The organism is Sporosarcina sp. 6E9, assembly GCF_017921835.1.
Classification (GTDB): Bacteria; Bacillota; Bacilli; order Bacillales_A; family Planococcaceae; genus Sporosarcina.
In genome coordinates this window covers 1,379,080-1,401,427 of the sequence record NZ_JAGEMN010000001.1, presented here as the reverse complement: position 1 = coordinate 1,401,427, position 22,348 = coordinate 1,379,080, and the positions used below count along the sequence as shown (strand labels likewise).

22 protein-coding genes are annotated in these 22,348 nt (G+C 40.5%); 20 read left to right on the top strand and 2 right to left on the bottom strand.

Annotation, left to right across the window (positions count from 1 at the left end; translation table 11 throughout):
* Position 1: 1 nt before the first annotated feature.
* The 5 genes from J4G36_RS07325 to J4G36_RS07305 all read left to right on the top strand — a co-directional run bounded on the left by J4G36_RS07325 (position 2) and on the right by J4G36_RS07305 (position 5,730).
* Positions 2–1,243, top strand: coding sequence for a competence/damage-inducible protein A (locus tag J4G36_RS07325; RefSeq protein ID WP_210469372.1), 1,242 nt, complete (start codon positions 2–4; stop codon positions 1,241–1,243).
* A 191-nt stretch (positions 1,244–1,434) separates the two neighbouring features.
* Positions 1,435–2,508, top strand: coding sequence for a recombinase RecA (gene recA / locus J4G36_RS07320; RefSeq protein ID WP_210469371.1), 1,074 nt, complete (start codon positions 1,435–1,437; stop codon positions 2,506–2,508).
* Between the two features lie 357 nt (positions 2,509–2,865).
* Entirely contained in the window at positions 2,866–4,425 is a 1,560-nt protein-coding gene (gene rny, locus J4G36_RS07315; RefSeq protein WP_210469370.1) for a ribonuclease Y, read from the top strand.
* Between the two features lie 133 nt (positions 4,426–4,558).
* Positions 4,559–5,356, top strand: a complete 798-nt coding sequence (locus J4G36_RS07310; RefSeq protein WP_210469369.1) for a TIGR00282 family metallophosphoesterase — start codon at positions 4,559–4,561, stop codon at positions 5,354–5,356.
* A gap of 86 nt (positions 5,357–5,442) precedes the next feature.
* The gene (locus J4G36_RS07305) at positions 5,443–5,730 is read left to right on the top strand and encodes a stage V sporulation protein S (protein ID WP_210469368.1); all 288 of its coding nucleotides are present in this window, start codon (positions 5,443–5,445) and stop codon (positions 5,728–5,730) included.
* Between the two features lie 35 nt (positions 5,731–5,765).
* Here J4G36_RS07305 and J4G36_RS07300 read toward each other — a convergent pair whose 3' ends face one another.
* Positions 5,766–6,098 (bottom strand): DUF4288 domain-containing protein, encoded by a 333-nt coding sequence (locus J4G36_RS07300; protein ID WP_210469367.1) that lies wholly within the window; start codon positions 6,096–6,098, stop codon positions 5,766–5,768.
* Between the two features lie 193 nt (positions 6,099–6,291).
* Here J4G36_RS07300 and miaB point away from each other — a divergent pair, with 193 nt between their 5' ends.
* From miaB to J4G36_RS07255, 9 genes are all read left to right on the top strand, one after another.
* The gene (gene miaB, locus J4G36_RS07295) at positions 6,292–7,842 is read left to right on the top strand and encodes a tRNA (N6-isopentenyl adenosine(37)-C2)-methylthiotransferase MiaB (RefSeq protein ID WP_210469366.1); all 1,551 of its coding nucleotides are present in this window, start codon (positions 6,292–6,294) and stop codon (positions 7,840–7,842) included.
* Positions 7,842–8,273: a YlbF/YmcA family competence regulator gene (locus J4G36_RS07290; RefSeq protein WP_210469365.1), complete on the top strand. Its 432-nt coding sequence runs from the start codon at positions 7,842–7,844 to the stop codon at positions 8,271–8,273. The genes miaB and J4G36_RS07290 overlap by 1 nt, the downstream gene beginning before the upstream one ends.
* Positions 8,274–8,370: 97 nt before the next feature.
* Positions 8,371–8,943 carry an outer spore coat protein CotE gene (gene cotE / locus J4G36_RS07285; RefSeq protein ID WP_210470465.1) on the top strand — a complete coding sequence of 191 codons (573 nt, stop codon included), beginning with the start codon at positions 8,371–8,373 and terminating at the stop codon, positions 8,941–8,943.
* Between the two features lie 131 nt (positions 8,944–9,074).
* Complete coding sequence (mutS, locus tag J4G36_RS07280; protein ID WP_210469364.1) at positions 9,075–11,627, top strand: DNA mismatch repair protein MutS; 2,553 nt, start codon at positions 9,075–9,077, stop codon at positions 11,625–11,627.
* 5 nt (positions 11,628–11,632) lie between these two features.
* Entirely contained in the window at positions 11,633–13,444 is a 1,812-nt protein-coding gene (mutL, locus tag J4G36_RS07275; protein ID WP_210469363.1) for a DNA mismatch repair endonuclease MutL, read from the top strand.
* 48 nt (positions 13,445–13,492) lie between these two features.
* Positions 13,493–14,404 (top strand): alpha/beta fold hydrolase, encoded by a 912-nt coding sequence (locus J4G36_RS07270; protein ID WP_246880432.1) that lies wholly within the window; start codon positions 13,493–13,495, stop codon positions 14,402–14,404.
* Positions 14,401–15,393, top strand: coding sequence for a tRNA (adenosine(37)-N6)-dimethylallyltransferase MiaA (miaA, locus tag J4G36_RS07265; protein ID WP_483315891.1), 993 nt, complete (start codon positions 14,401–14,403; stop codon positions 15,391–15,393). Before J4G36_RS07270 ends, miaA begins: the two co-directional genes overlap by 4 nt.
* The gene (gene hfq / locus J4G36_RS07260) at positions 15,390–15,614 is read left to right on the top strand and encodes an RNA chaperone Hfq (protein ID WP_210469362.1); all 225 of its coding nucleotides are present in this window, start codon (positions 15,390–15,392) and stop codon (positions 15,612–15,614) included. The genes miaA and hfq overlap by 4 nt, the downstream gene beginning before the upstream one ends.
* A 232-nt stretch (positions 15,615–15,846) precedes the next feature.
* Positions 15,847–17,067 carry a methionine gamma-lyase family protein gene (locus tag J4G36_RS07255; protein ID WP_483315890.1) on the top strand — a complete coding sequence of 407 codons (1,221 nt, stop codon included), beginning with the start codon at positions 15,847–15,849 and terminating at the stop codon, positions 17,065–17,067.
* A gap of 38 nt (positions 17,068–17,105) precedes the next feature.
* Here the strand turns inward: J4G36_RS07255 and lexA are convergent, their stop codons facing one another.
* On the bottom strand, positions 17,106–17,726 hold the full coding sequence (gene lexA / locus J4G36_RS07250; protein WP_210469360.1) for a transcriptional repressor LexA: 621 nt from the start codon (positions 17,724–17,726) through the stop codon (positions 17,106–17,108).
* Positions 17,727–17,921: 195 nt separating this feature from the next.
* Between lexA and yneA the strand changes: the two genes are divergently transcribed.
* The 6 genes from yneA to J4G36_RS07220 all read left to right on the top strand — a co-directional run bounded on the left by yneA (position 17,922) and on the right by J4G36_RS07220 (position 22,335).
* A complete protein-coding gene (gene yneA / locus J4G36_RS07245) occupies positions 17,922–18,236 on the top strand; it encodes a cell division suppressor protein YneA (RefSeq protein WP_210469359.1) in 315 nt (104 codons plus the stop codon).
* On the top strand, positions 18,233–18,895 hold the full coding sequence (locus J4G36_RS07240; RefSeq protein ID WP_256439562.1) for a YneB family resolvase-like protein: 663 nt from the start codon (positions 18,233–18,235) through the stop codon (positions 18,893–18,895). Before yneA ends, J4G36_RS07240 begins: the two co-directional genes overlap by 4 nt.
* Before the next feature lie 69 nt (positions 18,896–18,964).
* The gene (locus J4G36_RS07235; protein WP_210469358.1) at positions 18,965–19,198 is read left to right on the top strand and encodes a DUF896 domain-containing protein; all 234 of its coding nucleotides are present in this window, start codon (positions 18,965–18,967) and stop codon (positions 19,196–19,198) included.
* Between the two features lie 122 nt (positions 19,199–19,320).
* Positions 19,321–21,324 carry a transketolase gene (gene tkt, locus J4G36_RS07230; protein WP_210469357.1) on the top strand — a complete coding sequence of 668 codons (2,004 nt, stop codon included), beginning with the start codon at positions 19,321–19,323 and terminating at the stop codon, positions 21,322–21,324.
* A gap of 237 nt (positions 21,325–21,561) precedes the next feature.
* Positions 21,562–22,005, top strand: a complete 444-nt coding sequence (sirA, locus tag J4G36_RS07225; RefSeq protein ID WP_246880544.1) for a sporulation inhibitor of replication protein SirA — start codon at positions 21,562–21,564, stop codon at positions 22,003–22,005.
* 84 nt (positions 22,006–22,089) lie between these two features.
* Positions 22,090–22,335: a YneF family protein gene (locus J4G36_RS07220; RefSeq protein WP_210469355.1), complete on the top strand. Its 246-nt coding sequence runs from the start codon at positions 22,090–22,092 to the stop codon at positions 22,333–22,335.
* The last annotated feature ends 13 nt before the right edge of the window (positions 22,336–22,348 follow it).

Here is a 22,348-nt window from a genome sequence, read left to right as displayed (position 1 = left end):
TATGAAAGTAGAGATTATTGCTGTTGGGTCAGAATTATTACTTGGTCAAATTACGAATACGAATGCAACATTCATGTCGTCCAGTCTTGCGGAGATAGGCGCAGATGTGTATTTTCACACCGTAGTAGGAGATAATCCGAAACGCTTGGAAGAAGCGATTACTGTGGCGGAAAAACGCGCGGATGTCCTTATTTTTTCGGGAGGACTTGGACCGACTAAAGACGACATGACAAAAGAGACAATTGCAAAACATGTGGGCTTATCACTTATAAGCGACGAAGAAGCACTTAGACAAATTGAACAGTATTTTGAGCGAAGCAAACGCGTTATGACGGAGAATAATAAAAAACAAGCTTTTGTTTTTGAAGGTTCGAAAGTACTTCCGAACCGCACTGGAATGGCTCCGGGAATGGCTGTTGAAAGAAAAGGTATTCAATACATACTTTTACCAGGCCCACCCCATGAAATGCAACCGATGTTCGTTGATGAGGTAATTCCTTATTTGCTAAAAATTAGTGGCAAAACAGAAGTAATTACATCACGTGTTTTGAAATTTTATGGGATTGGCGAAGCAGAACTCGAACATCGCATTCAACCAATTTTAGAAAAACAAGCCAATCCAACAGTAGCCCCATTGGCGACAGCAGAAGCGGTCACGTTACGAATTACAGCAAAAGCGGATACGATTGATGAAGCCAATCAATTGATTAATCCAATTGAAGAAGAAATTCGTTCCATCGTAGGCGAATTCATATATGGGATTGACGATGACACATTATCTTCAAAAGCTGTAGGACTACTGAAGGAAAAGGGATTTACATTATCAGCAGCAGAAAGTTTAACGGCAGGTTTGTTCCTTGCTGAACTTGCAAACGAACCTGGAATTAGCGGCACGCTTTCCGGCGGAGTTATCGTTTATGACGAAGTAGCAAAAGTAAATCAACTTAGTGTCGAACAGAAAATGCTGGATGAGTACGGGATCGTAAGTAAGCAATGTGCGGAATCTCTCGCGTTTCATGTCCAAAAGAAATTTAATACACATGTAGGCGTAGGAATAACAGGTGCAGCGGGCCCAACACCGCATGATGGAGAGCCGGTAGGTACAGTTTGGATAGGCATTGCTTTGCCAAATAAAAAGCCTGCAACATACAAACTTCTATTATCAGGAACTAGAAATAACAATCGCCTTCGTTCTGCACGATTTGCACTTTATTACTTGATCAAAGAACTTTCGAAGTCTTAAAAGTTGAAAATATTAATTTGATAGCGATTTTCTTTTGAAAATTGAATAATCACCCCTATTTATTATGAATAATTTCATTTCAATAAAAACCTCTCGAATAAACGTTCGCTTTTTTGTTGTGTATTCTTTATAAAAGAGGTATAGTAAGAACAGATAGAAAAACTGGAATTAATATTAGGGAGGAAATATATTTGAAAAATCGTAAAGCAGCACTAGATATGGCGTTAAAACAAATTGAAAAACAATTTGGTAAAGGATCTGTTATGAAGCTGGGTGAAAAAACGGATCGCCAAATTTCAACGACCTCCAGCGGATCACTCTCACTCGACATCGCACTTGGTGTAGGTGGATATCCACGTGGCCGTGTTGTAGAAATATATGGACCTGAGAGTTCGGGTAAAACGACAGTTGCACTTCATGCGATTGCTGCGGCACAAGCAGAAGGTGGAACAGCCGCATTTATTGATGCGGAGCATGCACTTGATCCTGAATATGCAAAACGACTTGGTGTTAATATAGATGAACTTTTATTATCACAACCTGATACAGGCGAACAAGCGCTAGAAATTTGTGAAGCGCTAGTTCGTAGTGGTGCCGTCGACATTGTCGTCGTTGACTCGGTTGCTGCTCTAGTTCCAAAAGCAGAAATTGAAGGAGAGATGGGCGACTCGCACGTTGGTTTGCAGGCACGCTTGATGTCCCAAGCTCTACGTAAATTATCGGGTGCCATTAATAAATCAAGAACGAACGCAATTTTCATCAACCAAATTCGTGAAAAAGTTGGCGTCATGTTCGGTAGCCCAGAAGTTACGCCAGGAGGACGTGCACTGAAGTTTTATGCATCAGTTCGAATCGATGTTCGCCGTGGTGAAGCAATTAAACAGGGAACTGAAATTGTCGGAAACAAGACGCGCATCAGAGTTGTGAAAAACAAAGTCGCACCGCCTTTCCGTCTTGCAGAAGTAGATATTATGTACGGTTTGGGAATTTCACAAGAAGGTGAAATAGTAGACCTGGGTACTGAAGTAGAAGTAGTACAACGTAGTGGATCATGGTATTCCTACGAAGGAGAGCGTCTAGGACAAGGTCGAGAAAATGCCAAGCAGTTCTTGATTGAAAATCCAGATGTTAAAAAAGCTATTGATAAAAAAATTCGTGAATATTATAAACTTGACGGAGAAGCTACTGTCGTTGAAGGTCATGATGTTGATGACGCAGCTGAAGCTGAAGAACTCGAATTATTGCTAGAAGAAGAAAAAAAATAAAATATGCTTAGTAAACGGTTCACTCTTTAAAGGGTGAACCGTTTTTTGTTCAGAATGGGAGAGGGGGGGCTTCGGTTGTTCTTACCGCAACGTGTTTCATTCACGATAACTTAATTCCATATAGACTTCTTACTAGTGTCTATTTCCAGTAATATCCTCCCGGCCGGTTTGGCGTTTGCGGCATCTCTTCAATTTATTGGTAAGAAAGGTCGTGTGTATCCTTGACATGCGATTTTGACAAAGATACAATTAGAACTGTATACCTTATACCCCAAAAGATTAATTTAGGCAGTATGTTGTACGTTGATATACGAGCCGACTGAAAATGAAAAGAATAGCAATTAGGAGGTGACCAGGATGTTATTAGAAATAATCATCTCCGCTTTGCTCGGTTTCTTCGTCGGTGCTCTTGTTATCTATTTTGTTAATCGTAAAGTGAATGAATCAAAAGTGACAGGTGCCAAATACTCGGCAGAAGCGATTGTCGAAGAGGGCAAGCGTGAAGCGGAGGCTTTGAAAAGAGAGGCACTACTGGAAGCGAAAGATGAAACTCACAAACTGAGAATTGAAGCGGAAGCTGAAATCCGCGAACGACGGTCAGAATTGCAAAAACAAGAAAATCGTCATTTGCAGCGGGAGGAACATCTCGACCGTAAAGATAATGCTCTCAACAAAAGAGAAGCGGGTCTGGAGCGCAAAGAAGAAGCGCTTACCGGAAGACAACAGCATATTGAACAGATGGAACGCAAGGCGGAAGAACTAGTGACCGTTCAACAAACGGAGCTTGAAAGAATATCATCACTTACGCGAGAAGAAGCGAAGCATGTCATTCTCACGGAAGTCGAGAAAGAACTCGCAACGGATATTGCCGTTATGACAAAAGAGTCAGAGTTACAAGCAAAAGAAGAATCAGACAAAAAAGCACGTGAAATTCTTTCCATTGCACTGCAACGTTTTGCAGCAGATCATGTTGCTGAAACTACAGTGTCTGTAGTAAACTTACCGAACGATGAAATGAAAGGCCGAATAATTGGTCGTGAAGGACGTAACATTCGGACACTTGAAACACTTACAGGAATCGATCTAATCATTGATGATACACCGGAAGCTGTCGTCTTATCAGGATTCGATCCAGTTCGTCGGGAAACTGCTCGCTTAGCACTTGAAAAACTTGTGCAAGACGGGAGGATACATCCGGCGCGTATTGAAGAAATGGTTGATAAGTCTAGACGTGAAGTGGATGAGCTTATCCGTGAAACTGGAGAGCAAACATCATTTGATATCGGCGTACACAATCTTCACCCGGATCTCATTAAGATTCTCGGAAGACTGCGCTTTAGAACGAGCTATGGACAAAACGTCCTGAAGCATTCAACAGAAGTTGCATACCTGACGGGACTTTTAGCAGCAGAACTTGGAGAAGATGTAACACTTGCAAGACGTGCAGGACTCCTTCATGATATTGGAAAAGCAATCGACCATGAAGTTGAAGGAAGCCATGTCGAAATCGGTGTGGAACTTGCAACAAAATATAAAGAGCATCCGGTTGTCATTAATAGTATTGCATCCCATCACGGAGATACAGAAGCGACATCGGTTATTGCGGTACTTGTTGCAGCGGCAGATGCATTATCTGCGGCCAGACCAGGTGCCCGTAGTGAAACACTCGAAAACTACATTCGACGTTTACAAAAACTCGAAGAAATTTCGGAATCATACGAAGGCGTGGAAAAATCATTTGCCATCCAAGCAGGTCGTGAAGTTCGGATTATCGTTCGTCCAGATCAGATTGATGACATTACAGCTCATCGTCTTGCTAGGGATATTCGAAAAAGAATTGAAGAAGAACTTGATTATCCGGGTCATATAAAGGTAACAGTCATTCGTGAAACACGAGCGGTTGACTACGCGAAATGATGAAAAAGGCTTCCGGGATTTACAGTCCCGAAGCTTTTTTTATTTTAATAGGCATCCAGCACTGTGCGCCATTCTTGGCCGAGTGGCGCCTTTGCTGTTTTTTACAACCCTAAAATTAGAAAGAGGTCTTTTAATGAAAATCGTATTTATTGGTGATATTGTTGGCTCGCTTGGAAGAGATATGGTTTACCGCTATTTACCGCGTCTAAAACGTAAATATAGTCCAGATGTAGTGATTGCAAACGGAGAAAACGCAGCAGCCGGTCGGGGAATTACGAAGGCGATTTTTGATGACATGCTACGCGCTGGCGTCGACGTTGTAACAATGGGAAACCATACTTGGGATCAAAAAGAAATTTATGATTTTATAGATGAAACGGATTATTTAATACGCCCGGCAAACTTTTCGGACGAAGCACCAGGTCGTGGAATGACGACCATTTCACGGAACGGGGTCACATTATCTGTTATTAACTTACACGGAAGAACATTTTTACCGCCTCATGGGGACCCGTTTGCGAAAGCTGATGAACTATTAGACGAAGCCCATGAAATTTCACCACTTGTTTTTGTCGATTTTCATGCGGAAGCAACGAGCGAAAAAATCGCGATGGGGTTTCATCTTGATGGTCGCGCCTCAGCCGTCGTAGGAACGCACACGCATGTCCAGACAGCCGACGATCGGATTCTTCCTAAGGGAACTGCTTACTTAACCGATGCGGGTATGACGGGGCCGTACGATGAAATCCTCGGAATGAAAAAAGAAGATGTCATTTACCGTTTTCAAACAAATATGCCAGTACGATTCGAAGTGCCAAAAAATGGACGCGTCCAATTAAACGGCTTATACGTTGAATTGGATGACAAAACGGGGAAGGCTATTCACGTCGAACGGATTATGATTAACGACGATAAACCATTCGAAAGTTAAGTTGAGTCTAAACGAATCCTTTTTCTCATAGTATGGGCTATGGACGTATCCGTTCCATAGACATCGGAAAATAAGGAGGAATAATGGTGAACCCATTGAAAGTCTCATCTCGCTCGAATCCAAATTCAGTTGCTGGTGCGCTCGTCGCAGTCATCCGAGAACAAGGGTATGCTGAAATGCAAGCTGTAGGAGCGGGTGCACTCAATCAAGCAGTAAAAGCAATCGCAATTGCACGGGGGTTTGTAGCGCCAAGTGGATCTGATCTAACCTGTGCGCCAGCATTCACCGATATCATGATTAATGGTGAGGGACGGACGGCTTTGAAATTACTCGTCGAAAAGCGAACGCGTGGAGCTGCACAAAACGATATGTAATGAAAAACTACGGGGATGAGATCTCCGTAGGTTTTTTAAATATCCAATGAATAAAGTTTTATTACTTCTTCTGCCGTAATCAGTTTATCGAAAGGTAAAAAACGACTATAAACTTCCTTGAAATTAACAACTCCTTCAAATTCATCATTCACCTCAAAGATATCCAATATTGTTACAAAACTCCAAGTAGTAAGACCGCCTACAGCATTTTCATAGGTTTCGTCAACATAGTGGTTACGAATTATTTGTTCGACTTTTTCTAAACGCTCCGCTTCTATTAATACAATAGATTCTTCATATGTTTTTGTACCGTAATCGTTTGGCGTGACAGTTGATTCCAGTAATAATTTGACTGAGTAAATATTCATTAATGGTTCCCCCAAATGGTTATCGTTGTTGAATACATTTTATCATAAGGTGTCTTCTCCATGAAAACTGTGACAAACAATCGACAAAATGCCAACAACTAATCCTCTCCTTGTACACTTGACCCCAAGTTAAGTATAATAAGAGACGTATGAAATCGTTCCCGAGAAACTGTCGGAAAGGGGATTCAAAATTATGAATGAAGAACAGCGCATAAGTGCCGGGCAGATAAAGTCAGGCTTAGTAAATAAAGAAGAAAAGACTGAGAAAGATTACAGTCAATATTTCCAAACTGTCTACAAACAACCCAATTTGAAAAAAGCGAGAAGACGCGGTGGGGAAGAAGTTTCGTATTTCGACGACTTCGAAATCGACGAACGCTTTCTGAATATGGGTAAAGGCCGCAAGTTTTATATTCGTACATATGGCTGCCAAATGAACGAGCATGACACGGAAGTAATGGCAGGTATTTTCACAGCACTTGGCTATGAAGTAACAGAGACGGTTGAAGATGCGAACATTATTTTGTTAAACACATGTGCCATTCGTGAAAACGCAGAAAACAAAGTGTTCGGAGAGCTCGGACATTTAAAGCCGCTTAAACAGCGCAATCCGGATATTTTGATCGGTGTTTGTGGTTGTATGTCGCAGGAAGAATCCGTCGTCAATAAAATACTTCAAACCTACGACCAAGTTGACATGATCTTCGGCACGCATAATATTCATAGACTCCCGAACATTTTACATGAAGCGTATATGTCAAAAGAAATGGTTATCGAAGTGTGGTCTAAAGAAGGCGATATTATTGAAAACCTTCCAAAAGTCCGCCACGGTGATATTAAAGCATGGGTCAATATTATGTACGGTTGCGATAAGTTTTGTACGTATTGCATAGTGCCGTATACAAGAGGAAAAGAACGTAGTCGAAGACCTGAAGATATCATTACAGAGATTCGACAACTCGCCGCACAAGGGTATAAAGAAATTACATTACTTGGGCAAAACGTAAATGCCTACGGGAAAGATTTTGATGATCTGGATTATCGTCTTGGCGATTTGATGGATGATTTACGTAAAATCGATATACCTCGTGTCCGCTTTACGACAAGTCACCCAAGAGATTTCGATGATCACTTAATCGAAGTCCTTGCTAAAGGCGGAAACCTCGTTGAACATATTCATCTTCCGGTACAATCAGGTTCTACATCAATCCTGAAAATTATGGGTAGAATTTATTCACGCGAAGAATATCTCGAACTCGTTCGTAAAATAAAAACTGCGATTCCTGATGTGTCATTAACAACAGATATCATTGTCGGCTTTCCGAATGAGACCGATGAACAATTTGAGGAAACGATGACATTGTATGAAGAAGTTGGTTTTGAAACAGCTTATACGTATATTTATTCACCGCGTGATGGCACACCAGCAGAGAAAATGGCAGATAATATTCCGATGGAAGTTAAGAAAGAAAGACTTCAACGATTGAATAAACTAGTAAACGACTATTCCCTGAAAGCTATGCAGCAATTTGAAGGGCAAACAGTCGAAGTACTAGTTGAAGGTGAAAGTAAACGGAATGATGAAGTCCTTTCCGGATACACTAGGAAGAACAAATTAGTTAATTTTAGAGCACCAAAAGACGTAATCGGGAAACTTGTCCATGTAAAAATAACAGATGCGAAAACATGGTCGCTCGACGGCGAGTTTATCGACGTTGTAGAAAAGAAAGAGGTCGTATTATAATGGAGAAAAAATATACTAAAGATGATATCATCGCGAAGGCGAATGAAATAGCGGTGATGATTGCTAACACAGAGGAAGTAGACTTTTTCAAACGCGCTGAAGCACAAATCAATGAAAATCAAAAAATCCGTGAAAACATCGCAAGTTTGAAATCATTGCAAAAGCAAGCAGTCAATTTCCAACAGTACGGAAAAGAAAGAGCGTTGGAAATTATTGAAGGTAAAATTGATAAAATTCAAGAAGATATCGATACGGTTCCAATTGTTCAAGAGTTCAAGCAATCACAAGGTGAAGTCAACGATTTACTTCAACTTGTCTCGACAACAATTGCGAACGGCGTAACGAATGAAGTCATAAAATCGACTGGCGGAGATTTACTTCGCGGCGAAACGGGTTCATACGTTGAAAACACAACATATAACAATAAATAAATAATTTAAATCGACGGGATAAAATTCCTGTCGATTTTTTCACTCTCTAGGCTCCTGTCGCATAAGATAAATTGAAGCGAATGGAGGAGGAAGAAAACTGAAGAATTTACGTCAAATCGTGACGAAGGCGATTGTTGCAAAAGGGAAAGAGCGGACCGAAACAAAAGAAATTTTATGTCCACCAAACAAACCGACCAGTATCCTTGGCTGTTGGGTTATCAACCATACCCATCAAGCAAAAAAATCAGGTAAATACGTTGAAGTCTCGGGTAAGTTCGATATAAACGTTTGGTATTCCCATAATAATCACTCGAAAACTTCGGTGTTTACAGAAACGATCCCCTATAAAGACCGAATTCGATTACATTATCGGGATGAGCCGACATCTAGAGTGGAAGAGGTAATCGTAGATGTCATACAGCATCCAAACTGTACTGAAGCAATCATATCCGAGTGTGGAGAAAAATTCGTTATTTGTGTGGAGCGTGAATTAGTCGCGGAAGTAGTGGGCGAAACGAAAGTTTGCGTTTCCGTCCATCCGCACACTTTTGAAGAGGAGTGGCCGCAGCGAGATGAATCATCATCATCCAGCCATAGACATGGGCATGGTCATGTCCACGGGGAGCATGAACATGATCACAAAAAAGGAAAAGATTCAAAACCGTTCTAACAGGCTTTCTGGTTGGTAATTACGCTCTGGCGAATTAATCAAGTCGGGAATGATATCCCGGCTTTTTTTCGTATTCGATGAAACTTTGATATAATGAATAAAACATATTGTAATAGTGAGGGTACATAATAATGACATCTTATACACCGATGATACAGCAATACTTAAAAATAAAATCAGAACATGAAGATGCCTTCTTATTTTTCAGACTAGGCGATTTTTATGAGTTGTTCTTTACCGATGCGACGGAAGCTTCACAAATACTTGAAATCACATTAACGAGCCGGGATGCAGCCAGTGGCAACCGCATTCCAATGTGTGGTGTTCCGTATCACTCCGCTGAAGGATATATTGAAACGCTTGTGCGTAAAGGATACAAAGTAGCCATTTGCGAACAAACAGAAGATCCTCGCGCAGCAAAAGGAATAGTTCGACGGGAAGTCGTTCGAATTATAACGCCAGGAACAATGACAGAAGGTAAAAGCATTGATACAAATACGAATCATTTTATTGGTTCAGCTGCTATTATCGCCGATGGAAAATACGCACTTGCCTATTTAGATTTATCAACAGGTGAAGGAAAAGTTCAATATGTCCAAGGTGATGAGCGCACGTTAATTTCTGAAATCGATGCACTTGGCATGAAAGAAGTCGTGGTAGCGGAAGGGCTACATATTGCATTAAGCGATAACATGGCAAAACGAAATATTACATTATCAATAGAATATAATAAGGATGCATTGGAACGCCAAGGCAACATTCCGGAAGATGTAGTTGAAGCTTGCGATAATCTAATTTCATATGTGAAACGCACGCAAAAGTCGTCACTTGAACATATTCGCCCCTTCGATTTTATAGAAAAACAAGAAAAGCTATCCATTGATGCAAACTCCATGCGTAATTTGGAGCTCGTTCAATCTATTCGTAATGGTACTAAAGAAGGGACACTGTACTGGCTGCTTGATGAAACCGTGACGGCTATGGGTGCAAGAAAGCTGAAAATGTGGATTCATCAACCGCTTGCCGAGCAAGTGAAAATTGAAGCTCGCCTCGATACAGTGACTGAATTAGTCGAGGATTTCTTTTTAAGCGACGATCTTAAAACGAACTTGCGCGAAGTGTATGATCTTGAAAGATTGGCGGGACGTATTTCAATGGGTTCGGCAAACGGTCGAGACCTTGCTCAGTTACGAAATTCCTTGCGACAAGTGCCGAACTTGAAAGATGCACTTGCAAACTCCGGAAAAAAACACTTGACGCAGTTCGCGGAAAAAATCAATTTGTGTCCAGAGGCAAGAGACATCCTTGAAATGTCGATTGCAGAACATCCGCCGATTACTGTAAAAGAAGGCGGAGTTATAAAGGACGGTTATGATGAACAACTCGATACATACAGAGATGCCGCTAGGAACGGGAAAGAGTGGTTAGCAAAACTGGAACAAGAAGAGCGTGAACGCACGGGCATAAAAAACTTGAAGATTGGATATAATCGTGTCTTTGGGTATTTTATCGAAATTACGAAATCAAATATTCATTTAGCGGATCATGAACGTTATGAAAGAAAGCAAACACTAGCAAATGCCGAGCGTTATATCACGCCTGAGCTGAAAGAAAAAGAAGATTTAATATTAAATGCCGAGTCAGATGGATTAGAGCTAGAATATGATCTGTTTAGCGCTGTTCGTGAATCGATGAAGATGCATATTAGACAAGTTCAGCAACTGGCATCCATCTTAAGCGAACTAGATGTTCTTTTATCATTTGCGACAGTAGCGGAAAAACAAAACTACGTGAAGCCGACTTTTCATAATAATAAAGGATTAGAAATAAAAAATGGGCGTCACCCAGTCGTTGAAAAAATGATGGATCATTCGCTTTATGTACCAAATAATTGCGTACTGCAAGAAGATGCAAATATGCTTCTCATAACAGGACCAAATATGTCCGGAAAGAGCACCTATATGCGTCAAGTAGCACTCACAGTCGTAATGGCCCAAATCGGTTGTTACGTTCCTTGCGACAGCGCAGTTCTTCCTGTTACGGATCAGATCTTTACACGAATCGGTGCTGCGGATGATTTAGCATCCGGACAAAGTACATTTATGATGGAAATGATGGAATCTCAACATGCGATTGCCAATGCAACTGAAAAAAGTCTTCTGTTATTTGATGAGATAGGGAGAGGGACATCAACCTATGATGGTATGTCTTTAGCCCAAGCCATGATGGAATATATACACGATGAAATTGGAGCAAATACATTATTTTCGACTCACTATCACGAGTTAACCATGCTAGACACTAAACTGGCAAGACTTGAAAATGTTCATGTCGCTGCGATGGAACAAGATGGTAAAGTAGTGTTCCTCCATAAAGTCATGAAAGGGGCAGCGGATAAAAGTTACGGCATTTACGTTGCTGATCTTGCGGGCTTGCCGACGCCTTTACTTGCACGTGCAAAAGAGCTACTGCAAACCTTTGAAAATAAAGAAAAAGGACCAATCAATGAACCCCAGCAAATGGCGTTTTTCGATATAAGAGAAGAAGAGCAGCACACATTGTCTGATGAGAAAAAAGAAGTCCTAGCAAGTCTGGAAGAAACAGATTTACTCAATATGACACCATTAAACGCCCTGCAGTATGTCTTTGAACTGAAAGAGAAACTCCGCTCAGCGAAAGGATGAATAACGTGAATATAATTAAAGTAATGGACGATACGCTGTCGAATAAAATTGCCGCAGGAGAAGTTGTTGAAAGACCTGCGTCAATCGTAAAAGAACTTGTCGAAAATTCGATAGACGCGGAGAGTACAGTCATAGAAATTGCCTTAGAGGAAGCTGGCCTGACCAAAATCAGAGTAACCGATAACGGCAAAGGTATGTCAAAACAAGATGCAGTCCGAGCCTTCGAGCGCCACGCAACCAGTAAAATAGATAATGAGCATGACCTGTTTCGCATACGGACACTTGGTTTTCGCGGGGAAGCACTTGCCAGTATTGCATCCGTGTCCAAAATTGAATTGTGGACATCTGACGGGGAAAGCACTGGAACCGAAGTCTTTATTGACGGCGGAAAACTAGTGAAACATGACAATGCCGCTTACCGAAAAGGAACGGACATAGCAGTTTCTCAACTATTTTTTAATACGCCAGCGCGTCTTAAGTATATGAAAACAATCCAAACGGAACTTGGCCATACGATAGGATTGGTGAATCGATTAGCCCTAAGTCACCCGCACATCGCTTTCAAATTAACGCATTTCAGTCAATCGCTGCTGCAAACTTCAGGAAGCGGAGACCAACTGCGTGTGCTAGCGGATATATACGGCATCTCGGCCGCTCGAAAAATGGTTGAATTCAAAGGAGAGAACGCGGATTATTCGACTTTCGGCTATGTATCATTGCCGGAAATGACGCGCGCATCAAGAAATTATATGACGACTATTGTAAATGGGCGTTGGATTCAAAGTTACGCGATTAACCGGGCTGTTCTTGACGCCTTTCATACGTATCTGCCTATAGGCAGATATCCGATTGTGGTTATCAATGTTGAAGGCGATCCGTTTTTAACAGATGTGAACGTCCATCCATCGAAACAACAGATTCGAATGAGTAAAGAAGGCGAACTGCTAACGCTTATTAAAGAATCCATACAAAAAGCAATTCAGAAAAACGTCGTTGTGCCCGGAGTAACAAAAAAAGAATCAGTCCCTAAAAAGCCTACCGAACAAGTTAGGTTTTGGGAAAGTCCTCCGCGTCAAGAACTCCCTTCTGAAAAGTTCAGTACGCCCGTACAACAGCCGGTTAATAAACCGTCGCCTGTATATGAAAAAGACGAGCAAGCCGCTCAGCAATCTGATTGGACGGTTAACGAACCCCTACCTGCAGAGGAGGTAGCCGAAGAAAAAGATACACCTTCATTTCCGATATTATTCCCTGTAGGACAAGTGCATGGGACATATATTATTGCGCAAAATGAAGACGGATTTTTTATGATTGATCAACATGCAGCGCAAGAGCGTATTAAATATGAATACTTTAGGGATAAACTAAAAGAAACAGAGAATAATGAAAGGCAGCTTCTTTTAGTCCCGCTAACTTTTCATTATTCAATGGATGAAAAAACACGAATCGAAGAGGGCAGAAAGCTTCTTGAAGATGTGGGAATATACTTGGAAGAATTTGGGCAAACTTCATACATTGTTCGTGAATTTCCTACTTGGTTTCCGGCCGGTGAAGAAACAGCAATTATCGAAGAAATCATTGAGCAAGTATTGAATTCGCGCAGGATAGATATCGGAAAGTTGCGCGAAGAAGCTGCGATTATGATGAGTTGTAAACGATCAATCAAGGCGAATCACCATTTAACGATGGCGGATATGGGAAAATTATTGAATGATTTATCCGAAGCTGGAAACCCATTTACTTGTCCACACGGAAGACCAGTGCTCATTCATTTCACGACATATGAAATTGAGAAAATGTTTAAACGAGTGATGTAAAAGATATATATATATAATATCAGCAAGACTAAGGGGTGGTGTTGAAGATTGAAAGAGCTAACACTGGAAATGTCGGATGGGTTCAAACTCTATGCATTTATTAAAGAACCACCTTCTAAGCCAATCGGGCATATTCATCTCCTTCATGGAATGGCGGAACATATTGGCCGCTATGAATTTGCGATAAACTTTTTCTGTGACCAAGGTTTTGTCGTTTCCGGGCATGATCACCGGGGACATGGACAAACCGCAATATTAAATGGCATGAAAGGCTATTTTGCAGATAAAGATGGTTTCAATCGTGTTGTCCAAGACGCGCACGAAGTTATTTCAGAAGTTAAAACTGTTCATTCGAATTTAAAATTCATTCTATTAGGACATAGTATGGGTTCGTTCATCGCACGCCGCTATATTCAATTGCACGGAAATGAGGTGGATCTCGCAATCTTATCTGGAACGGGCGATGATTCTGGGATTGCCAGGTACGGGGGACTAGCATTAGCTCATCTCGCTGGCAAAAGAAAAGGTTACACTGAACGTAACCATCTGTTGGATTCACTTGTTTTTGGCGCATTCAATAAAAAAATTGATAATCCGCAAACGAAATTCGACTGGCTGTCGAAAAATGAACAACATGTATCGGATTACATGCTTGATGAAAAATGCGGCTTCATTCCAACCACCCAATTTTTTATCGATCTATTTAACGGGCTTGGGTTAATCCATAAGACGCAAGAAATCGAAAAAATACCGAAAAATTTGCCGATATTGCTCTTTTCGGGAGTTGATGATCCAGTAGGGGAATACGGGAAAGCGGTATGGAAAGTAGCCCGACAGTATCATGATGCAAATATTAAAGAGGTTACTGTATTAATCATTGAAGAAGGACGACATGAATTGTTGAATGATCCAGCTCAAGTTCATGTTTTAGAGGCGGTGCTTGAATGGATGCAAAAATGATGACAGATAAAATTGATGTACTTGCGATTGTCGGCCCGACAGCATCAGGGAAAACTGCAATTAGTGTGTCGTTGGCCAAGTTATTAAACGCTGAAATTATTAACGGCGATTCAATGCAAGTTTATAAAGGCCTTGATATTGGAACTGCCAAAATTACAACAGCTGAAATGGAAGGTGTTCCTCATCATCTATTCGACATAATTGAGGCAGAGGACACTTTTTCTGTTGCGCAGTACCAAGCTGAAGTTCGAAAAAAGATTGATGAAATCCGGGGCAGGGGAAAGTTGCCAATCATCGTAGGCGGCACTGGACTTTACGTACAGTCTGTTTTATATGATTTCCGTTTTACAGATGAGGCTTCAGACATGGAAATACGAAGCCGATTAGAAAAAGAGCTTGACGAAATCGGTGCCGACCATCTTTATCGACGGCTTGAACAACTAGATCCGATTGATGCAAAAAAAATACACCCAAACAATCACCGTCGAATCATTCGGGCACTTGAAATTATTGAAGTGACGGGGAAGACCAAAGGCGAACATGAACAAAAAGTAGGGGGAAATGCACTTTATAACCATTTGCTAATTGGAATGGAAATGGAACGCGATTTGCTATATGATCGAATTGACAGACGCGTTGATCAAATGATGGAAAAAGGATTTTTACAAGAAGCCGAAGCTTTATGGAATGCAGGAATTCGCGATATGCAATCCGTGCAAGCAATCGGATATAAAGAACTTCATCGGTTTATTGAAGGAGAAATACCGTTAGATGTCGCAATTCAATTAATCAAGAAAAATTCTCGGAATTATGCGAAGCGTCAGATGACTTATTTCCGAAACAAATTAGCGATTGAGTGGGTTGATGCAACACTTAACACAGATGATCAAGTGAAAGAAATATTTACTGTTTTAAAGGGTTTTGGATCAAGCAAGGAGAAAGAAGTAGTAGAGAAAAGTTTTGACCACACAGGAGGGGCAATATTATGAAACAAGGCAAAATGCAAGACGTATTTTTAAATTCATTGCGTAAGAGCAACATATCTGTAACTGTATTTTTAATGAATGGCTTTCAACTGAAAGGACTTATTAAATCATATGATAATTACACAGTCCTACTTGAAACGGATGGTAAGCAGCAACTTATTTATAAGCATGCAATCTCAACTTATGTACCTGCAAAAATGATTACAATGGATCTCGAAGAATGAAATAAACGGAACAGGCGATTATAGCCCTGTTCCGTTTTTTCTTGTACCATTTTGAAATGGCGAAGTAGCAAATCATTACGTTCTAATTTTAGATGAATTACAACTATGTGAATTATGTGAACGTTGACCACGTACAGTTAACTGATAAAATTAGACTATAACATAAAGAAGAAAGAGGCTAAAATAAATGTTAGCAAATGAAGAAACAAACTTGGACATTCAAACCGAATTGATGGAACAAAAACTTGAACCCTATTTTAAACAGGTTGAGAAAGTAGCATTTTTCAATCAGAAAAAAGTTCTTGCGGCATTCAAAAATAATCGTGTCAGTGATTTTCATCTAATGGGCTCTACAGGGTATGGGTATGATGACGAAGGTCGTGACGTATTGGAGAGTGTTTATGCGGATACATTCGGGGCTGAAAGTTGTCTCGTTCGTAATCAAATCATTTCAGGCACACATGCCATTTCAATTAGTTTGTTTGGCGTACTTCGTCCAGGAGACGAACTGTTATACATAACCGGAAAACCGTACGATACGCTCGACTCAATTGTTACTGGAAATGGGAAAGATACTGGGTCGCTTCATGACTATGGCATCACGTATAAACATATTGATTTACTCGAAGATGGTCGTGTCGATTTTGATGAAGTGAGAAAGAATATTCATGATAAAACCAAGGTAATTGGAATTCAACGATCTAAAGGGTATTCAGATAGACCATCATTTATGATTGACGAAATTTCTGAAATGGTTCAAAAAGTAAAGGCGATAAATCCAAATCTAATTGTTTTTGTTGATAACTGCTACGGAGAATTCGTGGAAGAGAAAGAACCGACTGAGGTAGGTGTCGATTTAATGGCGGGTTCGCTTATAAAAAATCCGGGTGGTGGACTTGTCAGAACTGGCGGGTATATTGCAGGCGGGAAAGACCTTGTTGAACAATGCGCTTACAGAATGACTTCACCGGGGTTGGGCGCCGAGGCTGGAGCGTCGCTTGATACGCTCCGGGAAATGTATCAAGGTTTTTTCTTAGCACCTCATATCGTAAGCCAAGCGGTTAAAGGCGCACTGTTTACAGCAGCCCTGTTAGATAGTTACGGTCTTGTGACAACACCGCATTACACGGATAGAAGAACGGATCTGATTCAATCTGTATCATTTCGGAGTGCTGAACAAATGATTGAGTTCTGTCGAACGATTCAAGAAAATTCTCCAATCAATGCGCATTATGCACCAGAACCGTCTTATATGCCCGGCTACACAGACGATGTAATAATGGCGGCAGGAACATTCATTCAAGGTTCTAGTATTGAATTGACTGCGGATGGCCCCATTAGACCTCCATACACTGCTTACGTTCAGGGCGGACTTACTTATGAACATGTAAAAGCGGCAGTATTATCTTCGATGGATAAATTAATAACGAATAAATTAATAGATATAAATTAAAAAAAGGAGCTGTTTAATCAGCTCCTTTTACATATGATTTACTGGATATTTCGGTATACGCCGACAACTTTTCCAAGTACGGAGACATTGTCAACGATAATTGGATCCATAGAAGAGTTTTCAGGTTGTAATCTGAAATAGTTTTTCTCTTTAAAGAAACGCTTAACAGTCGCTTCCTCATCTTCGGTCATCGCTACGATAATCTCCCCGTTTTGAGCTGTGCTCGTTTGTTTAACAACAACGTAGTCACCATTTAAGATTCCGGCTTCAATCATACTCTCACCGACAATTTCCAACATGAAGATATTATCGTCTGCCGTGCCAAATGTCTCCGGAAGTGGAAAATACTCTTCTATGTTCTCAATCGCTGTAATTGGTAGCCCGGCAGTAACTTTACCGACCAGTGGGACGTTTAGAACACCAGGTTTAATAGTTTCAAGACCCTCGGGATCCAATACTTCTATCGCACGGGGCTTTGTAGGATCTCTTCGAATATATCCTTTACTTTCCAATCTTGCCAAATGTCCATGAACCGTTGAGCTAGAAGCTAGTCCAACAGCCGTTCCGATCTCACGTACGGATGGTGGATAGCCTTTCAGATTTACCTCGGATTTAATAAAATCCATAATCGCTTGTTGTCTTTTAGAAATTTTTGTCATCCCAATCACCCCTATTAGTAGTTTTCGTATTGAGAAAGTGTAGTCACTCGAACACGAACTCCCTTATTGAATCTAGTATATCAGCCGTTCTTCTAAAAGACAAACGTTAGTTCTATTAAAAGATTGACAAATGTAAAAATCTATTTTATTATAGGAACATGCATTCCGAACAAACATTCGCTAGGAGGGATTAATATGCCATTCATAAAAAATAATAGTTATTTACTTCTTGTCGTTGCAGTTTGTATTATATTTACCATAATGGGTACGAGTAAAGCGGAAAATGATAATGAATTTGAAAAAGTAGTTGTTACTGAAGGGGATACGTTATGGGGCTATTCTGCAAAATACGCTAACAATAACATTCCTGCTGATAAATGGATTAAAGATATTATTAATATTAACAACCTTACAACGACAACGATTCGTGTAGGCGATGAGTTGAAATTGCCAAAGAGTACTGTATCCAATCCAACAGATATTGCGACGTTTGCAGGTGAAGGTGATTGAAGACAGGAAAAAAACGATGTGTCATATACTGTAGAGTCAGTACTGAAAAAGAAGTGCAGGAAATGTCACTCGCTAGACAGGAAGAGGAACTAGAACAATTAGCTAAAGAACTTGATTTTAATCACATAGAAACATTTAAAGATCGACATAGCGGTTTTGATATCGATCGAGATGGGTTACTAGAATTGTTAGATTTTGTCCGAGATGAAAGTATTGAGGTCGTGCTAATTCAAGACGAAACTAGACTGGGTCGCGGGAATGCCCGAATGGCAATTTTGCACCTACTGGCCAAAACCGAAACGGAAATATTTTCCCATAACGACGGTGGTCCGATCGCATTAAATGAGATGGATACAATGATGCTGGAAATACTGGCAATCGTCGAAGAATACCAGCGCAAATTGCACAATGCCAAAATTAGACGAGGGATGCAGCGTGCGGTCCGTGATGGCTACCGTCCTGAACGAAACTTGAAGAACCGTGGCAATGCAGAAGGGCGAGAAAGAATCGAAGTACCGGTCGGTGAAATTATTTCTTTACGCGACAAAGGGTTAACATTTGAAGAAATTACAAATGTACTAAAAGGACTTGGTCATGATATAAGTAAAGCGACGGTACATCGTCGTTTTAAGGAATACGAAACTGAGCAGGAAGGCTAAATTATTGCGCTTCCTGCTTTTTTTGTATACCTTTTACATAGTAAACGTAAATGATGCGGAGGAATAAAAATGTTATCACAAGAAAAAATAGATCGGATTAATGAACTCTCTAAAAAATCGAAAACGTCGGGGCTCTCAATTGAAGAAGCAAAGGAGCAAACGAAATTACGCCAAGAGTATTTAACTTCATTTCGCTCTTCAATGAGGGAAACGATTGAAAATGTGCAAGTGATTGATCCAGAGGGAACAGATGTCACACCAGAAAAAGTCAAGCAAGCAAGAAATCGAAATTTGCGCAATTAAAAAAGTATGACATATCCTTGATAAACCTTCGAAAGAATTGTAATTGCAGTCCGGTTTGACTAAACTATAGGATAGATACATGTTTAATCTAGATTTGACATAGGAAAGGAAGAATATTACTTATGACTCAAAATATTGACCAATTAGCTATTAATACAATCAGAACACTTTCAATTGATGCAATTGAAAAAGCAAATTCAGGACACCCTGGATTACCGATGGGTGCAGCTCCGATGGCATATACGCTATGGACTAAACATATGCACCATAATCCATCTAACCCACAGTGGTTTAACCGCGATCGTTTCGTACTATCTGCAGGTCATGGATCAATGCTTCTATATAGCTTATTACATCTTGCAGGCTATGGTCTTCCAATGGAGGAACTTAAAAACTTCAGACAATGGGATTCATTAACACCGGGTCACCCAGAGTATGGGCATACGGTCGGTGTTGAAGCAACAACTGGACCACTAGGTCAAGGAATTGGAATGGCTGTCGGAATGGCAATGGCTGAGAAGCACCTAGCAGCAACATACAATAGACCTGGATACGAAGTCGTCGATCATCATACGTATGCGCTATGTGGTGATGGCGATTTAATGGAAGGTGTTGCGGGAGAAGCAATCTCTTTGGCGGGCCATTTACAATTAGATAAATTAATCATTCTTTATGACAGCAATGATATTTCACTTGATGGTGAATTAGACATGTCATTTACGGAGAATATCAAAAAGCGTTTTGAATCATATGGTTGGAACTACATCCGTGTTGAAGATGGAAATGACGTTGAACTTCTATCAAAAGCGATTGAACAAGCGAAACAAAATGAAGGCGGACCAACAATGATTGAGATTAAAACAGTCATCGGATACGGTTCACCGAATAAGTCCGGAAAATCCGCAGCACACGGCGCGCCACTTGGCGAAGATGAAATGAAACTTACAAAAGATTATTACAAATGGACATTTGAAGAAGACTTCTTTGTTCCAGAAGGCGTTTATGAAGCATTCCAAGAAGGAACTGAAAAACTCGGCGTTCAAAAAGAACAAGAGTGGAATGAGCTTTTCAAAAAATATGAAGCAGAACATGCTGATTTAGCAAAACAATTACTGGATGCAATTGATGGAAAATTACCTGAAGGTTTTGCGGAATCTCTTCCAACATATACAGAAGGTACATCATTAGCAACACGTGCAGCATCAGGGGATGCAATCAATGCGATTGCACCGATTCTTCCATCACTTTTTGGCGGTAGTGCGGACCTAGCAGGTTCAAACAATACAACCATCAAGGAATCAGGCGATTTCTTACCATCTGATTATTCAGGTCGTAATATTTGGTTCGGCGTACGTGAATTTGCAATGGGTACAGCGTTAAATGGAATGGCACTACACGGTGGTTTACACGTATTTGGTGGAACGTTCTTCGTATTCAGCGATTACGTTCGTCCGGCTGTTCGTTTATCAGCACTTATGAATGTTCCTGTAACTTATGTATTCACGCACGACAGCGTGGCAGTAGGCGAGGATGGACCTACTCATGAGCCGGTTGAACAGTTAGCATCACTTCGTGCAATGCCAGGATTATCCATTATTCGTCCTGCTGATGCAAATGAAACAGCTGCTGCTTGGAATATGGCGCTATCCTCAAGAAAGAATCCAACAGTTCTTGTCTTGTCGCGCCAAAACTTGCCTGTTCTCGCTAAAACGGCTGAACTAGCACACGATGGCGTTTCAAAAGGAGCATACATTGTATCTCCAGCTACGAAAGAAAAAGCGGATGCAATTCTACTGGCTTCGGGATCTGAAGTAAGTCTCGCAGTAGCCGCTCAAGAAAAATTAAAAGAAGAAAATATTGACGTAAGCGTCGTATCAATGCCTTCATGGGACTTGTTTGAAAAACAAGATGAAGCATATAAACAAAGCGTTCTTCCAAAAGACGTGAAAAAGCGTCTTGGCATCGAAATGGGTGCATCACTTGGATGGCATAAATATGTCGGCGATGAAGGTGATATTTTAGCAATTGACACATTTGGTGCAAGTGCCCCAGGAAATATTGTTCTTGAAAAATACGGTTTCACTGAAGAAAATGTTGTTTCGAAAGTGAAAAATTTACTGTCATAATTAGCAGTTTTAGCTATTCTGAGAGCCGATTTCCAAATACGGCTCACAGAATAGCTTTTTCTTGCATTAAGCAAATCTGTACTAAAGGTGGTTTTTATGGTAAAATGACTGAAAATACAGGAAACAATTTTCTGTTTCAAAATTCGACAAAAATAGTTAGGAACTATTTCACAATGTGACAGTCTTTTCGGAATTAAACAGATACACTTCACTTATGAGGAGGTGGGAGTCGTGCGCATGTACGGAATCTATAAAGTGAAAAAGGAATACGAACCATTTGTAATTGGACGAGAACAACTTTTATACGATTTACTAAAAGGGAACGGAGAGCAAAGTAATGATTTAAAAGAAATTCATTATCTTTGCGATATCATTGAGCCAGAGGTAATCGATGAAGCTATCCTATCGAATCTTAGTAAAGTGTTTGAAACAATTGAAAGAGAAAACGGGGAGTATAAATTGACTCATCCTGTGAAAGGTTCTATTCTAATCTCACTTTCTGCTTATTCTCTTTCAGTTTTTTGTGATGGATCTCGAATGTTGGACTTGGACTTATTTGTCGCGTTGTCCGAAGTGGATAGTCGTTTTTTTGCAGTTATGGACAATAACGGCGAGTGGGGATGGTTGAAACCAATCAAGTTTTCAGACAGTCAAAGAAAAACTGCTGCGATTTTTCGATGAAAAGGTAGTATATCAGTCAATAGTATTGTATAATCCTTCATGGAACCGTAAAAACGGACAACTGAAGTGAAGGAGGTATAGCGGATGATTTGGTGGATATTAGGAATCGTCGTCGCGCTATTAGCTGGTGTGGCCCTCGGATTTTTCATTGCACGTCAATATATGATGAAATACTTAGAAGAGAACCCGCCGATTAATGAAGATATGCTACGAATGATGATGATGCAGATGGGTCAAAAACCTTCACAAAAAAGGATTAACCAGATGATGAGTCAAATGAATAAGGTTAGCGAGAAGGAAAAGAAAGACAAGAAAAAGAAAAAAAAGTAATAGGAAAACACCC